Genomic DNA, 15,735 nt, shown 5'->3' with positions numbered 1-15,735 from the left:
GAGGGGAATCCGATGAATCAGCCGACCCCGGTCGCGGTCTCGGCCGCACACCTGATCCGGGCAGTCGTCCCGGTGGCCGTCGCGCCCGAGCCCGCGCTGCGGCGCAGCCTCGGCCGGATCGACACGGCGCTCGTCGTGAGCGAAGCCGTCCAGATCCGCTTGCCGTGGTTCCCGCCGCCCGAACGCCAGGAGACGCTGGCCGAGCTGGTGCAGGCCGCCCGCAGACGACTTCGTGAAGAGCGGGTCCGGGGCGAGGCCACAGAACTCGGTGCCCGCCGCGTGGTCGTCGACGCGGTCCTGCGGGGGCTGGCGCCATGACCCTGCGGAGTCAGCTCGAGGCCTTCCCGCCCGAGACCCGGTTGCTGGTGTTCACCACGCTCGGACACGTCTACGTCGGCACCCTGACCGACATCGAGGACGACGCGATCCGGTTGGCCCGGCCCGGCTCGGCCATCGCCGAAATCGTTCTGGCCCTTGGTGATGTCTCGGGGGTCCGGCCCGTCACAGAAGAGCCCGAAGGGGGGATCACGTGATCGAGGATGTGCTCTCGCAGTTGGTCGACAAGCTCGACAGCACCTACTACGGCAAGTACCGGGGCTACGTGCACGACGTCGACGACCCGGACGGTCGCGGACGGATTCGCGCGATCGTGCCGCGCCTGCTCGGCGATCAGACCCCCACGGGATGGGCCCTCCCCTGCACGCCGTACGCCGGACCGGATCAAGGGTTCTACACCGTGCCCGACGTGGGTTCCGGCGTCTGGATCGAGTTCGAGGAGGGCGATCTGCACCGGCCCATCTGGACCGGCCAGTGGTGGGGCGCGCCCCTGACCGACGAGCTGGGTCAACCGGACAGCACCGCACCGACCGGGGCGCCGCGCCCTGCGGCCACCGGTGCGGGTGAGCGGTGGCCCGAGACACCTCAGCACGCATACCCGCGCGAGACCCCGGCACCGCGCGTCCGGATCTGGAAGTCGTCCACCGGCCACCACGTCGTGATGGACGACCGTCCCGAGTCGGAGCGGCTGGAGATCCACGACAGCCGCGGCAACCGGATCATCCTGTCGCCGGAGGGGATGGACCGCATCATGAGCAATGAGCGCGTGCTCAACAAGGGCGCCCGCTCGGTGCAGATCGACGGCGGCGACGACTCGGTGATCGCGGGCGGATCGAGGGAGAAGGTCGACGGCCCGCACCGCCGCGAGGTCGGCGGCGACGTCACCCTGACCTATCGCGGCAATCTCACCGAGAAGGTCGGGCGCACGGCCTATACGCGACGGGTCGACGAGGCAGGTACGTCGGTCAGCGTCGGTGGGCCACTCACCGAAAAGGTGTCCGGCAGCGTGACCCGCTCGGTTTCCGGTGCCGTCACCGAGACCGCAGTCGGCGGGTACGGCATGTCGGCGGGTGGCGGTATCAACCTGTCGTCGGCGGGTCCGGTCAAGATCGCGGCGGGCGTGGCCGACCTGTCGCTCAAGGCGGTTTCGATCGACGGCCTGCTCGGCAACGTCAGCATCAACACCATGCTCGGCATCCTCCAGCTTGGCGGAATGACGGCGATCTCCCCCGCCGTGCTGGGCGACGGGTTGGCCGTCCACCTGGCACTGCTCGTCCAGATCCTCAAAACCGTGAATCCGCTGACGGTCGCCGCGTACGGCCCGGCGCTGGATGCGTGGTTGGCGATGACGCCGGCCATGGACCTGTCGTATTTCGCGTTCGTCAAACGATTCCCGGTGGGGTGAGCGACATGACCGAAAGCCAAAACCGTTGGCAACCTATCGATGCCAGTTCGTACATCGACCGGCTGGAGCGGGTCAAGGCACTCCTGCGACAGGCGAGTGTGCTTGCCGCGGCGCAGGAATCCGCCCGCGTCGCACCGCTGGTCGAACTGCATCGCCGTCTCGCGGAGCAACGGCGTGGCGACGCACACCGGTGATCCCGACGCCCAGTTGCTCGCGCTGCTGCGCGAGCACTGCCCGGGCTGCGCCGACGAGCTGCTGACGCAGCTCGCGTTGAGCCTCGCCGACATCGACGCCGGCGGTCTGCGCTGGCGCAACCTCACGCTCGGCGACATCCCGGGAGTCGACGAGTTCATCTCGGTGGTCAGCCCGCCGGTACAGGCCGTTTCCACTGTGCTGTCGGTCATCTCGGGCATCCTCGACGCCATCAGCGCGTTGCTGATCGACATCACCGATCCGTTCCGCGCGTTGATCCTCGCCGCCTACGAGATCCTCAAGGACATCGTCTCCGACTTCCTGGCCTCGGGCGCCTACGTCTATGCCGACGGTCCCGGCCTGGTGACCAATCAGGCCGCGCTCGTGAACCTGGGCATGCCCGAGGGCGACCTGCCGCCGTGGCTGGCAGGCGGCACCAAGCGTGTTCCGGTCGCCCCGGCCGACGGCTTCGGGGCGTGGGCCGCCCGGTTCCGGCAGTCGTTCGACGACCCGGGCGACGAGCAACGCCCGATCTTCTCCGACGGTGCGCCCGTGACCGCGGTCTTCATCGTCGCGACCGCACCGCAGCTGCCGGACCTGGCCCGGTTCGGCTCGCTGTTCAAGATGCTGCTGGACACGTCGAAATTCGAGAAAGCTGTCGAAGATTTCCTCGACACGTTCCCCGAATGGCCCGACGACCCGGACCGGTCGCGGCTGCGGTCCCGCTCGATCGCCCCCGACTGGCACTCGTGGCAACTGCGCGACATCGGGCCGCCGGACTATCCCCTGCGCGAGCTGGAGAAGATCCCCGAGGCGCTCAAGGCCCTGCTGATCAACGGTGACAGCATCGTGGCGCTGATCAAGGCGCTGATCGCCGCGGTCCAGGACAAGATCAAGATCCTGCAGGACATGGTCGAACTGGTCCAGCAGGTGATCGACCTGCTGAAGGCGTTGTCGGCGACTGGGCTCCATGTGTTGTCGGTCGCGACCAACGAAGGCGTCGGAGGGCTCGTCGAAGCCTTCCTGTCGGCCGAGAACCGACCGGGCACCGATCCGGAGACCGGTGAGCTGACCGGAGCCAATGCGATCATCGGGGCATGTGCGCTGGCCGGCGGCAGCGAGATCGATCCCGTTGCCGCCCTGACGGTTTGGGCGCTGTTGGGTCAGGGCGGGTCGATGGACCAGGCGTTCGCCGGATTGCGCACCGACGTCGGCTCGCTGGTCGAGGGCAGCAAGGTCGCGGTCGCCGACGCATCGGCGGCCCTGAGTACCGCCTGGCACGGCGCCGAAAACGGCACCGGCAGCCAGGGCATCAAGGCGCTGCTGACCGAGGGGCTGGCCGATCTCGACCAGGAGCGCCGTGACCTGCTGGACGCGCTCGGCCTGAGTGAGGACGAGGCCGACGAGGCGACCCGTTCCGATCGCGTGGGCCTCGCAGCCGCCGTCGACGGCGCCCGCGGGACCGGCAGGCCGATCGACCCGCTGCTGCTGGCCCACGTCGAGGCGACCCGGAGGGCGCAACGCCGAGGCGCCCGGTCGCTCGCCATGTCGATGGGGCCGCGCCAGAAAGGCCCGGCCGCACCAGGTTCGGAACCCGGCCCATGAAGTACGCCCGCCGGCTGCGCCAGGAGGTGGACCTGTGGAGTGCCATGTGGCAACAGGTCGAGACCTTCGTCGACCGCATCTCGGGTGCCGCGGATTCCGATGCCACGGCGCGCCGCCAGGTGCAGGCGCTGCTGACGGTCGCGGCGGTCATCGAGCGTGCCAGGCAACCGACCGAGACCAGGTCGCTCGGTGCGCCGGTGGTGGCCGGCCTGCCGACGGCCAAAGTGGACCGGTCCGGGACCAGTGAGCCGGTCGCGGACCCGTGGTCGCCCGCCGACCGGACCGCGCGCCTGCCCGGTCTTGACGACCTCGAGCTCGCGGCCGGACCGGTGAGCACCGTCAACGTCGCCAACGAACCGATCGACGGTGACCTCACGATGGTCCGCCTAATGGCCGCGCGCGCCGTGCCGGTCCGGGTCGATCCCCGCGCGGGTGTGGTGACGCTCGGGGCGATGCCGTCCTACAGTCCCCAGTCGGGCACCGCGGCGGCCACGATCGTCGGGCCGACCGATCGCCTGGTCGACATCCAAGGCGCCGACGGCGAACTCGCCGGATTGTTCTCGGTGACCCGCCGCGTCCTGGCCACGATGGGAACCGAGCCCGACACCGAACACGTCCGCAGCTGGGGTGAGCTGGCAGCCGCGCGGCGCGCTGCCGTGACCGACGCGACGAAGATCTCGTTGGACCCGCCGTCGGCCGCGGGCCGGGCGGCCCTGCTCGCAGCACAAGCGACAGCCCTCGTCGAAAGCCTGCGCGCCGCAACGATTCCCGCGGCGGCCGCGGCAGGTGCCCTGGCCGCCTTGATCGCGACCCGTGCGGCGCAGGGCAACCTCGGAGCAGGCGCCGACGCCGATGCCGATGCCCTTGCCGATGCGGCCGAGATCCTCGATGACGAGGGCACCGACGACGCGGCCCTGCCCGACGACGTCAACGCACTCGCCGCGGCGTTGCGCGGCACGCCCGCCGCGCAACAGGCCCTGGTCGCGGCCATCACCGCGCTGGCCGCGGCACCGACCTCGACGGCCCGGCAGGACGCGGTGCTCACCCGGGCCCGCGCACTCGGTCTCACGGCGTCGGCATCCCGGTTGCTCAGCGTTCCCGTGGAGGCAGGGCCACTGCGCGCCGAGCTCGACAAGGCGGTCGCAGGCCGACTGCAGTACCCCGACGGCAGCCTGCGGATGCTGCGCACCATGGAAGCCGCGTTCGCGTGGACCTGGCCGCAAAGGGTGAGATGGTTCACGACGCGTCGCGATCTGGTCCTGGCTCCGCTGCTGGCGCGTTTCCGGGCGCCGTTTCACACGAGCCTGCGGGCACTGATCGACGGTGGTGACACCGGGCTGCTGGCGCTGGGCCTCACCGTCGGGCCGACGGTTGCGGTGTCCGCGACCCAGGTGGTCACCGGCGAGCCGGATTCGTTGCTGCCCACCGTCGATGACATCGAACCCGGGCAAGTCGGCGTGATCGGCGGTGACCGGGCGGCCGCGGTCACGATCCTGGGGGTTGGTGCGGCGCACGGTCGCGTGACGCTCGACGTCGTACCCGTTCGGGTTTCGGTCGCGGCAGGCGCAGGCCTGGCCGGATTGATCCCCGGTGGATCGGACATCGAGGCGAGCGCCGCCGGGCTCACGCCCGACGAGTTGCGCACCGGCGAATCGGCACAGGGACCGGCCGCCGACGGATTGGTCGCCGAGACGCTGGCCCTGTGGTCACGGCTGTGCGCCGTGTTCGGCCGAGCCACCGTGGAGGCCGAGTCGGCCCCGGTTCCCGATCCGGCGGGCGGCCCGTTGCAGCACGTGCCGTGGCTCGGCACCGTGCCTGCGCGGGCGACGACGCTCGTGCTCACCGACCTCCCCGCGGCGATGTGGGACCGGACCGACCCCGAGGATCCGGTCCCCCGCGCGGTGCGCGCGGGCGAGACGCTGCTGCTGCGCGGGACGGCGCAACCCGAGGGCGGTGGACCCGCCACGGTCGTGCAGGGCGTCGTCGAGGTCGACACCGTCGTCCGGACCACGGGCTCGATGCTCGATGCGATGGATCTCGCCGCGGCAGGACGGCTCTCCACGGTCGCGCCGAGCGGCGACGACACACCGCCCTTCCGGTGCGGGCCAGAGGCCGACGTCGCCGTTGTGACATTGCGCCGCAACACTGTCGACGTTGCGCTGACAGGCCCGGTGACGCTGCGGCGGGACTTCACGGGATTCGATGCGATGAGCCTCGCGACCGGGCGCATGCTGCCGCCCGAGCTGTTCGGGGCGGCGCCGTCAGGGCCGGCCGGAGTCGACCGGTCGAGAGAATTCAGTTATGCCAACGAGGTTTTCACCGACTGGTTGAGGTACGCACGCCAATGAGCACGCATGACGGCGGCCAGCCCGCAGCCCCCGCCGACCTGTACCGCGTCGCAGCCTTTCTGCGCGAGCTGGACCGCATGCTGCACCCCGCGGCCGCCAGGCCGGCTACCTGCTACCGGCTGCCGCCTGCCGTCCTGCCGCCGCTTCCGCCGACCGGCTCGCGAGGCTCGGATCCGGTTGCCCGGCAATCGAGCTCGGGATGGATGGCAACACGCACGGCACCCGAGGTGGTCGCGCCGTTGGCCGCACCGGAGGTCGAGTGGGTGGAGCGTGCCGAACTGCCGATACCCGCGCCGGCCCGCGCTCCGAACAGCGCGCAGGCAACCGCACCGCCACCCGTACCGCCGGCCCGGGGCCCGGCGGTCTCGGCGGGCCCCGTCGAATCTGCCATCTCCCCGCCCCGCCGCCCGCCGGTCCCGACACCGCGCGGGCCACCGCAACACACCACCGCGGTCCCGCACCCGAGCTTCGAATTGCCGGGGCGACAACCGAAGTCCGCGCACCGATGGCTCCCGGACCGCCGGTCCCGCGACTGCCGACCGAGCCGGCGATCGCGCCTGCGACACCGCCGCCCGCCCCGGTCGTGGTCGCCGTACCCGTCGAACCCGCACCACCGGCGCCCCCGACGGCCGCCACCCTGCTGCCACCGCGCGCGTCCACTGCACCGCAGCTGCCCACGCCCCGGCCGACGCCCAGGCTCGAGCCGCCACCCGCCCAGGATCTGGCACCATGCCCCGTCTCGGCCCGAGCCGAACCCGCCAGCACGGCCCCACGTGCCGCCGCCGCACCGGCCGAACCGGTGGATCTCGTCATCGACGGAGTCGAGGGTGGCGACGGTGCCACCGAGTTCTCTCCAACCCCTGAGGTGGTCGCCGAAACACCTGCGGCCGGCGAGACATTCATCGCAGTCGATCAGCCCGGTCCGCCACCGCTCCCCGGCGTGCGAGGCCCCCGCCGGGCTCTGGCGCGACTGCCGGCCGCCACGGCATCCGCGATGCAGTCCGAGCTCCAGCGACGCTATCTCGACCGCACGTTGCGGAGGTCGCGATGACCGGGTTGCCTGCGCCCGTCGAACTGGCCCGGGTCGTGGCCGGGCTGGCCGAAGACCTCACCGTGAACTGGTCGACGGTGCTCGCCGACGAGCGCTGGTCAGATGTGGCGGAGTCGTTGCGGCGCCTGGCCGTACCCGGCGCCGTCATGACGCTGGCAGATGACCTGGGTGACGCCGAAACGCAACGGTTGGCCGCTGTGCTGATGTACCGGTGGGCCAGGATCGGCGAACCGGCCCCGGCACCCGCGGCCGCGATCGTCGGCCCGGGCACCGACTCGGCCGAGCTCACCGTCGTCGTCGAAGGCCTCGAGGCGGGCTGGACGGCAAACTGGCGGGGGCCAGTCGAACCCGTCGGGCCTTCGGGAGCCGTGGTCCGGTTGACGTCCGACCGCCCGGCGCGGGTGAGCGTGCGGGTGTTCGGCCGCACCAATACCGGTGCCGATCAAGCGAGTTCGGTCCGGCAGCGGACCATCCTGACCGCCGAGACCGCGGTGGCCGAACGGCGCGGACCGGACGGGCCCGGTGCTGCCGACTAGGATCCTCGCCACCACGACGCGGTCGACGGCCCGCGTCGCCGAAACCGATGCGGACCGGGCGGCCGAGGAGACCATCTCGGCCCCGACTGCAACGGTTTCACCGAATGCGGCCTTGACCCACCTGGCCGACGGCTACCGGCCCGCGCAGGCCGCCGCCGCGAATCGGCTGCTGAGTTCCTCTGCCGTGCCGATGCCCGCGCCCGGCACGGTCCAGCGGCGCGGCCCGACGATCCCGCCCCGGATGCCGACCGACCACCGGTCCACCCTCGCGGGAGCGGCGGGCGAGCTCGGCGGCCCGGCCGACCACCCCGCTGAGGTGTCCGGCACGCCCGATGCTGCCCCGGGCGCGGTCGTCACGGAAGCCGACGTCACCGCCGAGCCCGCACCCCTGGAACTGTCGACCGAATCGGTCGAGCACGGCAATCGGCGCTACCTCGGCGGTGGCGCCGTGTCGGCACCCGCGCTGGAGAACTCCGGACCACGCCGAGAAGCGGTACGCCGCAGCGGTGTCGAACCCCGCGAGGTCGATCCGCTGACGTCGCCCCAGCCCGAACCCGCGGACGACCTGGCGGCCGCCGACGCCGAACGCGCTGTCGCCGGCGTCGAGGCCGAACTCGAAGCCTCGACGCCCGTCGAAGGGGCCGAACGCGAGAATCCGCAGGCTCAGGAGCCGGCAGGCCCGGAGCAGCCGCCGGCCGTCGCCGCCGAACTGCCGACCGCCGCCGCGTCGCCGGACACCGAGGGGGCGGCGTCCGACGACGTCGCGGCGTGGCAGGGCCGGGTGCAGACTGCCGCGGCCACGATGTCGCGCCCTCAACCAGCGCCGGCCGGGACGTACAGCAAGCCGATCGAATCCGTCGGCGGCGCGGGTACCCAGGCACTGCGCAAGAAGGCCGAAGAGATTCCGCTGGAGGCCAAGAAGGTTCTGGAGGCCAGGCCGCTCAAACCGTTACCGGAGGCACCCGGCGTCCCGGCACCCGATCCGATACCGGCCGCCACCCAGCGGCTCAAGGATCTCGCGGTGCGCAAGCTGCCCGACCAGAAGCTACCCAAACTGATCGCCACCCCGAACGGGTTCCTGCCGAATGTCGCAGGGCCGCCGGTGGATACGAAGGTTCCGCCCGCCCCGCCCCCGTCCCCGAAGACCAAGAAGGGGGCTCGCTCGAAGACCCCGGTCAAGGCTGTCAACGAGACCCTGGCCCAAGGTCCGCCAGCTCCGGCACCCGGCGAGGGCCAGACCCTGACCGGGTCGGAGCGGTTACCGACACCGACCATCGCCGAACCACATCGCGCCGACATCACCAAGGTGCTCGCCCGGGTGTACCTGCAGGCCGAAGGCATGGGCGCCGAGGTCTTGAAAGATGCGCGCGCCACCGCGTACCCGAAACCCTTGAGCGGCAGGCTCGCAGACCTCGGCAAAGAGCAGGAGGAACAGGAAGCGCTGTGGTTCCGCCAGGAACTCGGACGCGTGGCCGAGGCCGCCTCCATCGGCAAGGCCGCGCTCGACGCCGCCGTCGTCGAGCGGGCCAAGGAGCTCGAGAAGGGCAACCAGGCGCATGCGGTCGAGGTCGCGACGGCCACCCAGGAACAGGTGGCCAGGGCCACCGAGGCCGGTGCCCGCGCACAGTCCATGGCCGAAGCGTCCTTCCAGGCCTGGGAGCGGCACTTCGACTCGATGGCGGCCCAGGCCAAAGGCGGTGTCGATCCCACCGCGGTCCGGGCCGAGGAAGCCAGGATCGGCGAGGAACTGCGGACGTTCGCCAGTACCCACACCACGGCGTGGGCCGGGATTCGCAAGGTCCGCGACCGCGATCTCAACCGCGCCCGCGAGGACCAGTACACGGCCTACCAACAGGCCGCGGTCGCCGACCAGGAGCAGCGCGAGAAGAAGGAGCCGCCCCCGGCACCGGCCAAACCGGCGAAAGCCGAACCTGCGAAACCTGCGGTCACCGAACTCACCGATCCCGCTCTGCAGCAATGGGTCAAAGAGCGGCGGGCAGAAGTCGACAAGGCCGTGCTCGCGCTGCGGACCGACCTGGCCAAGACCGTCGACGGCTGGACCACCGAGATGAACAAGGCGCGCGACGAGGGGGTGGAGACCGCCCGCAAGTGGGCCGACGGCCGTATCGGGCGTGAACGCGGGTGGCTCGAATCGTTGATCGCCGAATGGCTGCAGGGCCTGATGACCAAGAAGCAGGACAACAAGGCGTTCGAACAGGCGCAGACCGACGAGACCGTCGCCGCCCTTGGCGGCACGCTGCAGGTGATCAACGATCTCAAGCTCGGCGGCATGGAGAAGCTCGACCGCGACGGCAAAGACCTCCTCGGGCAGATGACGGCCGAGGAACAAAAGCTCATGCAGGCCTACTTCACCGAAGGCGACGCGAAGGGCGACACCGTCCTGCTGCTCGCGTCCATGCTTGCCATCCGGCTCCGCAGGCAACGCAAATCATCTGCGCAGCAATACATCCGCGACAAGGTGCTGGCGCTCGACAACGTCACGTACTGGAAAGAGCTCGACATCATCGGCGCCATGCAGAAGCCGGGGTTCAGCGCGGCCACGATCGCCGACCAGCTGTGGCAGGCTTTCGAGCACACCTGGGGCACCGACGAGGACAAGGCCTTCGCGGCGGTCAAGGGCGGGCTCAGCCTGGAGCAGAGCAAGGCCGTGCGCGGCGTCTACAAGGCGTCGCACAACGAGGATCTCGACGAGCGGATGGAATCCGAGTTGTCGGGCACCGACCTGCAGCGCGTGCAGTACGGCTTCGACGACCAGCAGGCCTCGGCGGACGCTGCCGCACTCGCCGACGCGATGGGACGCGTGTTCAGCAATGACCAGACCCTCATCCGGGAAACGCTGCGCAACAAGACTCCGGAACAACGCAAGGCGATCGCCGACGCCTACAAGCGGCTCTACGGCAAGGAGCTCGTGGTCGACTTCGCCAGGGAACTGCGCGGCGACGACCGGGCCATCGTGGACGCACTCTGGGTGGGCAACAAGGAGAAGGCCGACGCCATCGAGATCAAGGTGGCCCGTGAAGGGTTCTGGGGCCCCGACCACGAGAAGATCGAGCAGGTCTACACGCGGGTCCGCGACGAGGCGACTCAGGACGGCGACGCCAAGGGCTGGAAGACCGAACAGATCAACGCCGAGATCGCGCGCCGCACGGGCAAGATGGCCACCGAGTATGCCGGCTACACCAAGCGTGGTCTCATGGACGATCTGGAGAAGTCGTTCAACCCGCCGACCGATCAGATCTGGGATCCCGCGCAACGTGAAGCGGCCAAGCAGTACTGGGCCGGCCGCCGCGATCTGGTGATGGGTCTGGCGACCGGCGATCTCACGCGGGCCGACGCGGGCAAGATCCAGATCGAACGCACGGGGTTCTACGCCAAGGACGAGACCATCAACAAGGTTCTCGCGCTGCAGTATTCGCGTGCCTACGACAACGCCCGGCGCGACGCCCTGGTCGAATTCGCGGCCAAACACAACGGCCGCGGCCCCAACAAGGAGGAGATGAAGGAGCTCGAAAAGACCGCCGAGCAAACCGCCAAGAAGGAAGGCAAGGCGTCGATGGGCCGACTCGGCAGCTACTTCGAGACCAACTACACCGGCGGCACCGAGAGCTTCCGCGACACCATCATCGACCTGACCCAGGGTGTCGACGAGGAGAAGGGCGTGACCCTGTACGACCAGGGTGGTTTCCTCGAGGACTGGCAGGTGCTCGAGTACGCGACCAAGGGGGCGGGCACCGACGAGGACGAGTTCAAACGCGTCATCAAGAAGCAGAAGACCAAGGCCGAACAGGATGCGCTGCAATCCATCTGGCAGAGCAAGACCGGCACCACCCGCACCATCAAGGATCTGATCCACGACGAGACGTCCGGCCGCCTGGAAAACGACCTGCTGGTCGACAACGATTACGGCGGCGAGCCCGACGATCCGGCCGTGATGGTCGCCAAGGCCACCGCACAGCTGGACTTCGAACGGCGTTCCGGGGGCGAAAGTACCTATGTCGACGAGTCCGGCGAGGTCCAGACCGTGAAGAACCACGAGTACCTGGTGCTGGAACAGCGGCTCGAAGACCTCAAGGCGGCCGCCAAGGAACGCGAGCAGACAAAGGATCTTCCCGACGACGATCCGCGCAAGATGTGGGCGCAGGCCCGACTCGACCAGGGCACTCAGGCGTTCACCAGCGGCATCGAGACACACCGGTTCCTGGTCGACCAACGCACCGAGCTCGCCGCGCAGATCGTCACGATGGCCGTCACGATCGTCGCCGCCGTGGTGATCACCGTCGCCACCGGAGGTGTCGGCTCGTTCGCGGGCGCGGCCCTCATCGCAGGCGCCGCATCACTGTTCGGTGCCGCCGCGGGCATCGCCACCAAGATGTCGATGAAGGGCGCCGCATACGGCACCGACGAGCTGGGTGTGGACATCGCGCTCGGCGTCGTCGATGCCGTGGTGTCGGCGGCGACCGCCGGATTCGGTGGCAAGCTGCTCAAGGGCGCGACAGCCGCGGCCAAGACTGCCGGGACCACCGGCCGGGGCGTACTGGTCACCCTCGGCCGGATGGCCGAGGGCACGACACTGAAACGCGCTGCGGCACATGCGATCGCCGAAGGCGCCGAGGGATTCCTGCAGTCCCTGCCGACCGCGGTGCTCGGTACGGCGCTCGACGAGAAGACCTGGACCGAAGGCAATCCGCTGTTCAACATGCTCGCCGGCGTGGGGATGGGCGTCGGCATGGGCACGTTCGCCAGCGGGACGATCGGCGGCCTGACCAATCTGCGCGGCCCGAAGAGCGTGCACGTGCCTGAGCCCGGCAACGTTCCGGCAATCCAGGGCCGGCTGGTCGACCTGGTACCCGGGACTGCCGAGCACGCCCACCTGGAAGCCCGGTACTTCGAGCTCAACCCGAACCGGACCCACGCGGACTTCCAGCGCGATCTCGACGGCCTGGTCATGCTGCAGGCCAAGTACAACCCCGAGGTCAAGGCGCGACTCGAAGCACGGTTGCGGGACAACATCGCCGATCTGCTGCCGGTGAGCCAGAAATCCGTGGTCGCCGACCACCCCGTGGAAATGTGGGACACCAAGCGGTTCGAAGAGTTCACCGGCAGCAAGACCGGGCACGCCGTCGTCGTCGTCAAGGACGGCCGGCCCACCGTGATCGTCAAACAGGGCGCCGACCCACTGGAGATCGCCCAAGAGGGGTTCCACCTGCTGCAGGCCGCCGACCCGAAGACGCGGCCCAAGGTCGCGCGCCTCGACGAATCCGTGATGAGCCGCTGGAGCAGCCTCGACGTCCGCGAAAAACTGGTGCTGTACAAGGAGAAACTCGACCTCGAACTCGAGGCGCAACGTAATGTCGTTGCCGCCCTTGAGGAGCGGGCAGGGCGTGCAGTCGACGACCCTGGACTGGCCGAACGCCTGGCCAGGGCGAGGGACACGCTCGACAACCTCGACAAGCGGGCCCGCGACATGGGTCGGATCGGCCCGTTCCAGCGCCAGTTGATGGCCTGGGGTGTACTCCCGCAACCCCCGTGGCTGGACCAGCCGGCACGGCTGTTCGCCAAGGCCCCGCCTGCGACACGCCCTCCGCCGGCCCGGAGTCGCAAGACCACCGCCGACACCAAACGCCTTGCGGCGCCGCCTGAGATCGTCCGGCAACGCCAGACCGTCACCGATCTGCGCGCGCAGATCGAAGGGCTCGAAGCACGCGGTCGACAACGTGGGGGCCTGAGCACCAACGAGGCGGCCAACCTCGAGTCCCTCAAGAGCAAGCTCGCTGATCAGTACGCGGCAGTGCCCACGGAAGGGAGGCGGGCCCAGGAGGCGGCCCTGTTCGATCGACGACCCGGTGAGTCGCCCTCCGAGTACCACCAACGGCTGACCGCGATGCAGGACGAGGTCTACGAGAACGTACTCGCGCGGGACAACCCCGACCTCTGGGACAGGTACGAGGCCCTGGTCCGCCGATCGGCGGCCGACGCAGAGGAGCTGAAGAACCTGCGCGCCAAGCTCGCCGACGTTCAGAAGCGCGAAAGCGCCATCGCCGAGAAATGGAACGAGAACATGGTGGCCCGCAATCGGGCCGACCCGTCGCAGGTGAGTGGACTCAACGTCGAACGCGCCAAACTCGCCCGGGAGCTGGCGGCGCTGAATGCTGAAGCTGTCAAGTTGAACGGGCTCGTCGACGGGATCGAGCGCCGTGGCTCCCTCTTCTACGCCGACCAGGTCTGGAAGACCATCCCACTCGTTGACCCGACGGATCCGCTGATCAAGAGCCGGATCGGCCTGTTCGGTGAACTCGATTCCGTGGCAAACCTTCTCGACGGTGGATTCGAGACGCTGGGCCGGACACTCGACCCTCGTCAGGTCACATCTCTCGATGCGTTCGAGCGGGCCCTGCTGAGCCGGCGGGGACAGCAGGACATCGACTTCATTGTCAGCCGAGAGCGGCCGGGAGTGACCGAGTACCTGTTGGGCGACGCCAAGGCGACCGCCGACATCAGCCCCAGGGCACCTGAGGGAGCGGGCCGCCTCAAGACCATGTCGTCGGACCCCGACATTCAGCAGCTCGGATCGGACTGGCTGCGCGGACATCTGCCCGATGCCGCGCTCAGCGACCGTGATCTCCGCAACATCACCGAAGCCCTCGACGAAGCGATCAAGAATCCGGGCAAGCCGGTGCGGGTCGTCCATCCGGACGGCACCGTCGAGAACGTGGTGGTGCGCCGGATCTACGCCCAGACTTTCCGCGACGCCGACGGAGCGACCCGCACCCGCTTCCGCGAAGTCGTCGGCGACCCGGTGACACTCGGCGATCCCTTCGTGCCATGACCGCCACTCCCGGGCTGGACGCCGTGCTACGCCTACTCCCCGACCCCGCACGTCCGTACGCAGCCGTGCGCGATGACCTGGTGCGGCTCGGGTGGGAGTGGGCCAATGAGTCCCAGCAGCTGCCGACCCTTCCCGGCGAGCCGGAATGGGTGCGCTACCGACATCCGTCAGGGGCCGATCTGGAATATGAGTTACTGCCTCCGGTCGGGCTGCGCACGATCGTCGCCCACGGAAACCCGGACGTGCTGGCCGCGCTCACCAGCGTGCCGCATCTGGACGGAGCAGATCTGGTGGAGTTACTCGATGCCACCGACACCGAGCGAATTCTCCGGGGGCTGTTGGGCGTTCAAGCGTTGGTGTGGGTGCCGCTGCTGGGGCGGGTGCGCGAGCTCGCATCGACACATCCCGATGAGCTGGTGCGCCAAGTCGCCCGAGACGTCGCGTGGCGACTGCCTGAACTGGTCACCGCCGCGCTCGACCGGTGGCGTGCCCAGCGGGCGTCACACCCCGGGCAGTCAGTGCTGCTGGCGCTCATGGCGACTGAGGACCGGCGCCAGGTTCTGCGCTGGATCGGGGTCGACCGCCGGCGCGCGACTTCCGGGGCCCTGGAGGCGCTGCGGACCGGATTGGCGGATGACGATCCCGAAGTCCGCGCCACGGCAGCCGTGGTCGCCGCCCGCCTCGGCACACACGAGGTCGCGGACACGGTCGAGCATCTCACCGTTCCCGACACGCTGTCCGGTCCGGTCCGATCGGCCCGCGAGCACCTTCGGGCTGGCCGCCCATTGCGGGTCGATGAGCCGTTCGACAGCGAGAGCCTACTGCTGTTCGCGCTGGCCGAACCTGTGATCGATGTCCCGGCACCGAAGCGGCTGCCCACTCATCTGTCCCCGGAATCCGGGGTACGACTGCGCGATTCGGGCATTCCGGTGTGTCTGATCCCGTCGGTCCGCCACTGGTTGTGGAGCGAAGGGCGCTTGCAGAGGGCCTGCCCGGAGGCATTCGTCATGACATCAGCACCGGTGGACATCGGAACCGCACGAAAGCTGGGATTGACGTGCGACGGCGCGGATGCCGACCCGTATCTCGTCGACGAGACCATGGCCGAAAACCTCGCAGGCCGGCTGTCAGCGCGGGAAGACGTGCCGCTGCAGGTGGTCGATCCGCAGCGTTGGCAGGCGGCGCTGCGCGGGCCCGACGGCCGGTGCTTCACGGCCGGCAACGTCGCACCGGCCATAGCTGTATCGCCTTGGGGCGCACTCGCGGTGCCAGGAGTGCGGGAGCGGCTGAGCCAAGGGCGCTGCGCTGACCCGGCCGATTTGGGCGTGGTGCACCCGGCCGATCCCGATGAGCTGTTGCCGGTGCGGCTCGCGATGCGTTTCCCGCTGTAGTGATCGGCGCGTCCGGATTTGTCA

The 15,735-nt window shown here is 69.7% G+C and carries 11 protein-coding genes; 10 read left to right on the top strand and 1 reads right to left on the bottom strand.

The genetic code is table 11. The features are described 5' to 3' along the window. The first annotated feature begins 12 nt into the window (after window positions 1-12). The 6 genes from G6N67_RS27030 to G6N67_RS27005 are packed head-to-tail and all read left to right on the top strand — an operon-like array spanning window position 13 to window position 5,886. Window positions 13-318 carry a hypothetical protein gene (locus G6N67_RS27030; RefSeq protein WP_036436702.1) on the top strand — a complete coding sequence of 102 codons (306 nt, stop codon included), beginning with the start codon at window positions 13-15 and terminating at the stop codon, window positions 316-318. After that, entirely contained in the window at window positions 315-533 is a 219-nt protein-coding gene (locus G6N67_RS27025; RefSeq protein ID WP_036436700.1) for a hypothetical protein, read from the top strand. The genes G6N67_RS27030 and G6N67_RS27025 overlap by 4 nt, the downstream gene beginning before the upstream one ends. Beyond that, window positions 530-1,741, top strand: coding sequence for a phage baseplate assembly protein V (locus G6N67_RS27020; protein ID WP_051578972.1), 1,212 nt, complete (start codon window positions 530-532; stop codon window positions 1,739-1,741). Before G6N67_RS27025 ends, G6N67_RS27020 begins: the two co-directional genes overlap by 4 nt. 5 nt (window positions 1,742-1,746) lie before the next feature. Further along, complete coding sequence (locus G6N67_RS27015; RefSeq protein ID WP_131524767.1) at window positions 1,747-1,935, top strand: hypothetical protein; 189 nt, start codon at window positions 1,747-1,749, stop codon at window positions 1,933-1,935. Further along, window positions 1,916-3,538, top strand: coding sequence for a hypothetical protein (locus tag G6N67_RS27010; RefSeq protein ID WP_036436696.1), 1,623 nt, complete (start codon window positions 1,916-1,918; stop codon window positions 3,536-3,538). Before G6N67_RS27015 ends, G6N67_RS27010 begins: the two co-directional genes overlap by 20 nt. Beyond that, window positions 3,535-5,886, top strand: coding sequence for a hypothetical protein (locus G6N67_RS27005; protein WP_036436694.1), 2,352 nt, complete (start codon window positions 3,535-3,537; stop codon window positions 5,884-5,886). Before G6N67_RS27010 ends, G6N67_RS27005 begins: the two co-directional genes overlap by 4 nt. Window positions 5,887-5,998: 112 nt before the next feature. On the opposite strand, the gene G6N67_RS27000 is transcribed toward G6N67_RS27005, so the two are convergent. Then, a complete protein-coding gene (locus G6N67_RS27000; RefSeq protein WP_163642303.1) occupies window positions 5,999-6,277 on the bottom strand; it encodes a hypothetical protein in 279 nt (92 codons plus the stop codon). Between the two features lie 114 nt (window positions 6,278-6,391). On the opposite strand from G6N67_RS27000, the gene G6N67_RS26995 reads away from it, so the two are divergent. From G6N67_RS26995 to G6N67_RS26980, 4 genes are read left to right on the top strand one after another with little or no spacing between them, the layout of a single operon-like run. Beyond that, window positions 6,392-6,937: a hypothetical protein gene (locus G6N67_RS26995; protein WP_036436692.1), complete on the top strand. Its 546-nt coding sequence runs from the start codon at window positions 6,392-6,394 to the stop codon at window positions 6,935-6,937. After that, window positions 6,934-7,473, top strand: coding sequence for a hypothetical protein (locus G6N67_RS26990; RefSeq protein WP_036436689.1), 540 nt, complete (start codon window positions 6,934-6,936; stop codon window positions 7,471-7,473). Before G6N67_RS26995 ends, G6N67_RS26990 begins: the two co-directional genes overlap by 4 nt. After that, on the top strand, window positions 7,460-14,320 hold the full coding sequence (locus tag G6N67_RS26985) for a hypothetical protein (RefSeq protein WP_036436686.1): 6,861 nt from the start codon (window positions 7,460-7,462) through the stop codon (window positions 14,318-14,320). The genes G6N67_RS26990 and G6N67_RS26985 overlap by 14 nt, the downstream gene beginning before the upstream one ends. Further along, a complete protein-coding gene (locus tag G6N67_RS26980; RefSeq protein WP_036436684.1) occupies window positions 14,317-15,711 on the top strand; it encodes a HEAT repeat domain-containing protein in 1,395 nt (464 codons plus the stop codon). Before G6N67_RS26985 ends, G6N67_RS26980 begins: the two co-directional genes overlap by 4 nt. Window positions 15,712-15,735 lie beyond the last annotated feature (24 nt).

This window comes from Mycolicibacterium mageritense, from assembly GCF_010727475.1.
GTDB lineage: Bacteria > Actinomycetota > Actinomycetes > Mycobacteriales > Mycobacteriaceae > Mycobacterium > Mycobacterium mageritense.
The sequence above is the reverse complement of the archived record's forward strand: the minus strand, read 5'-3'. Positions and strand labels throughout refer to the sequence as shown.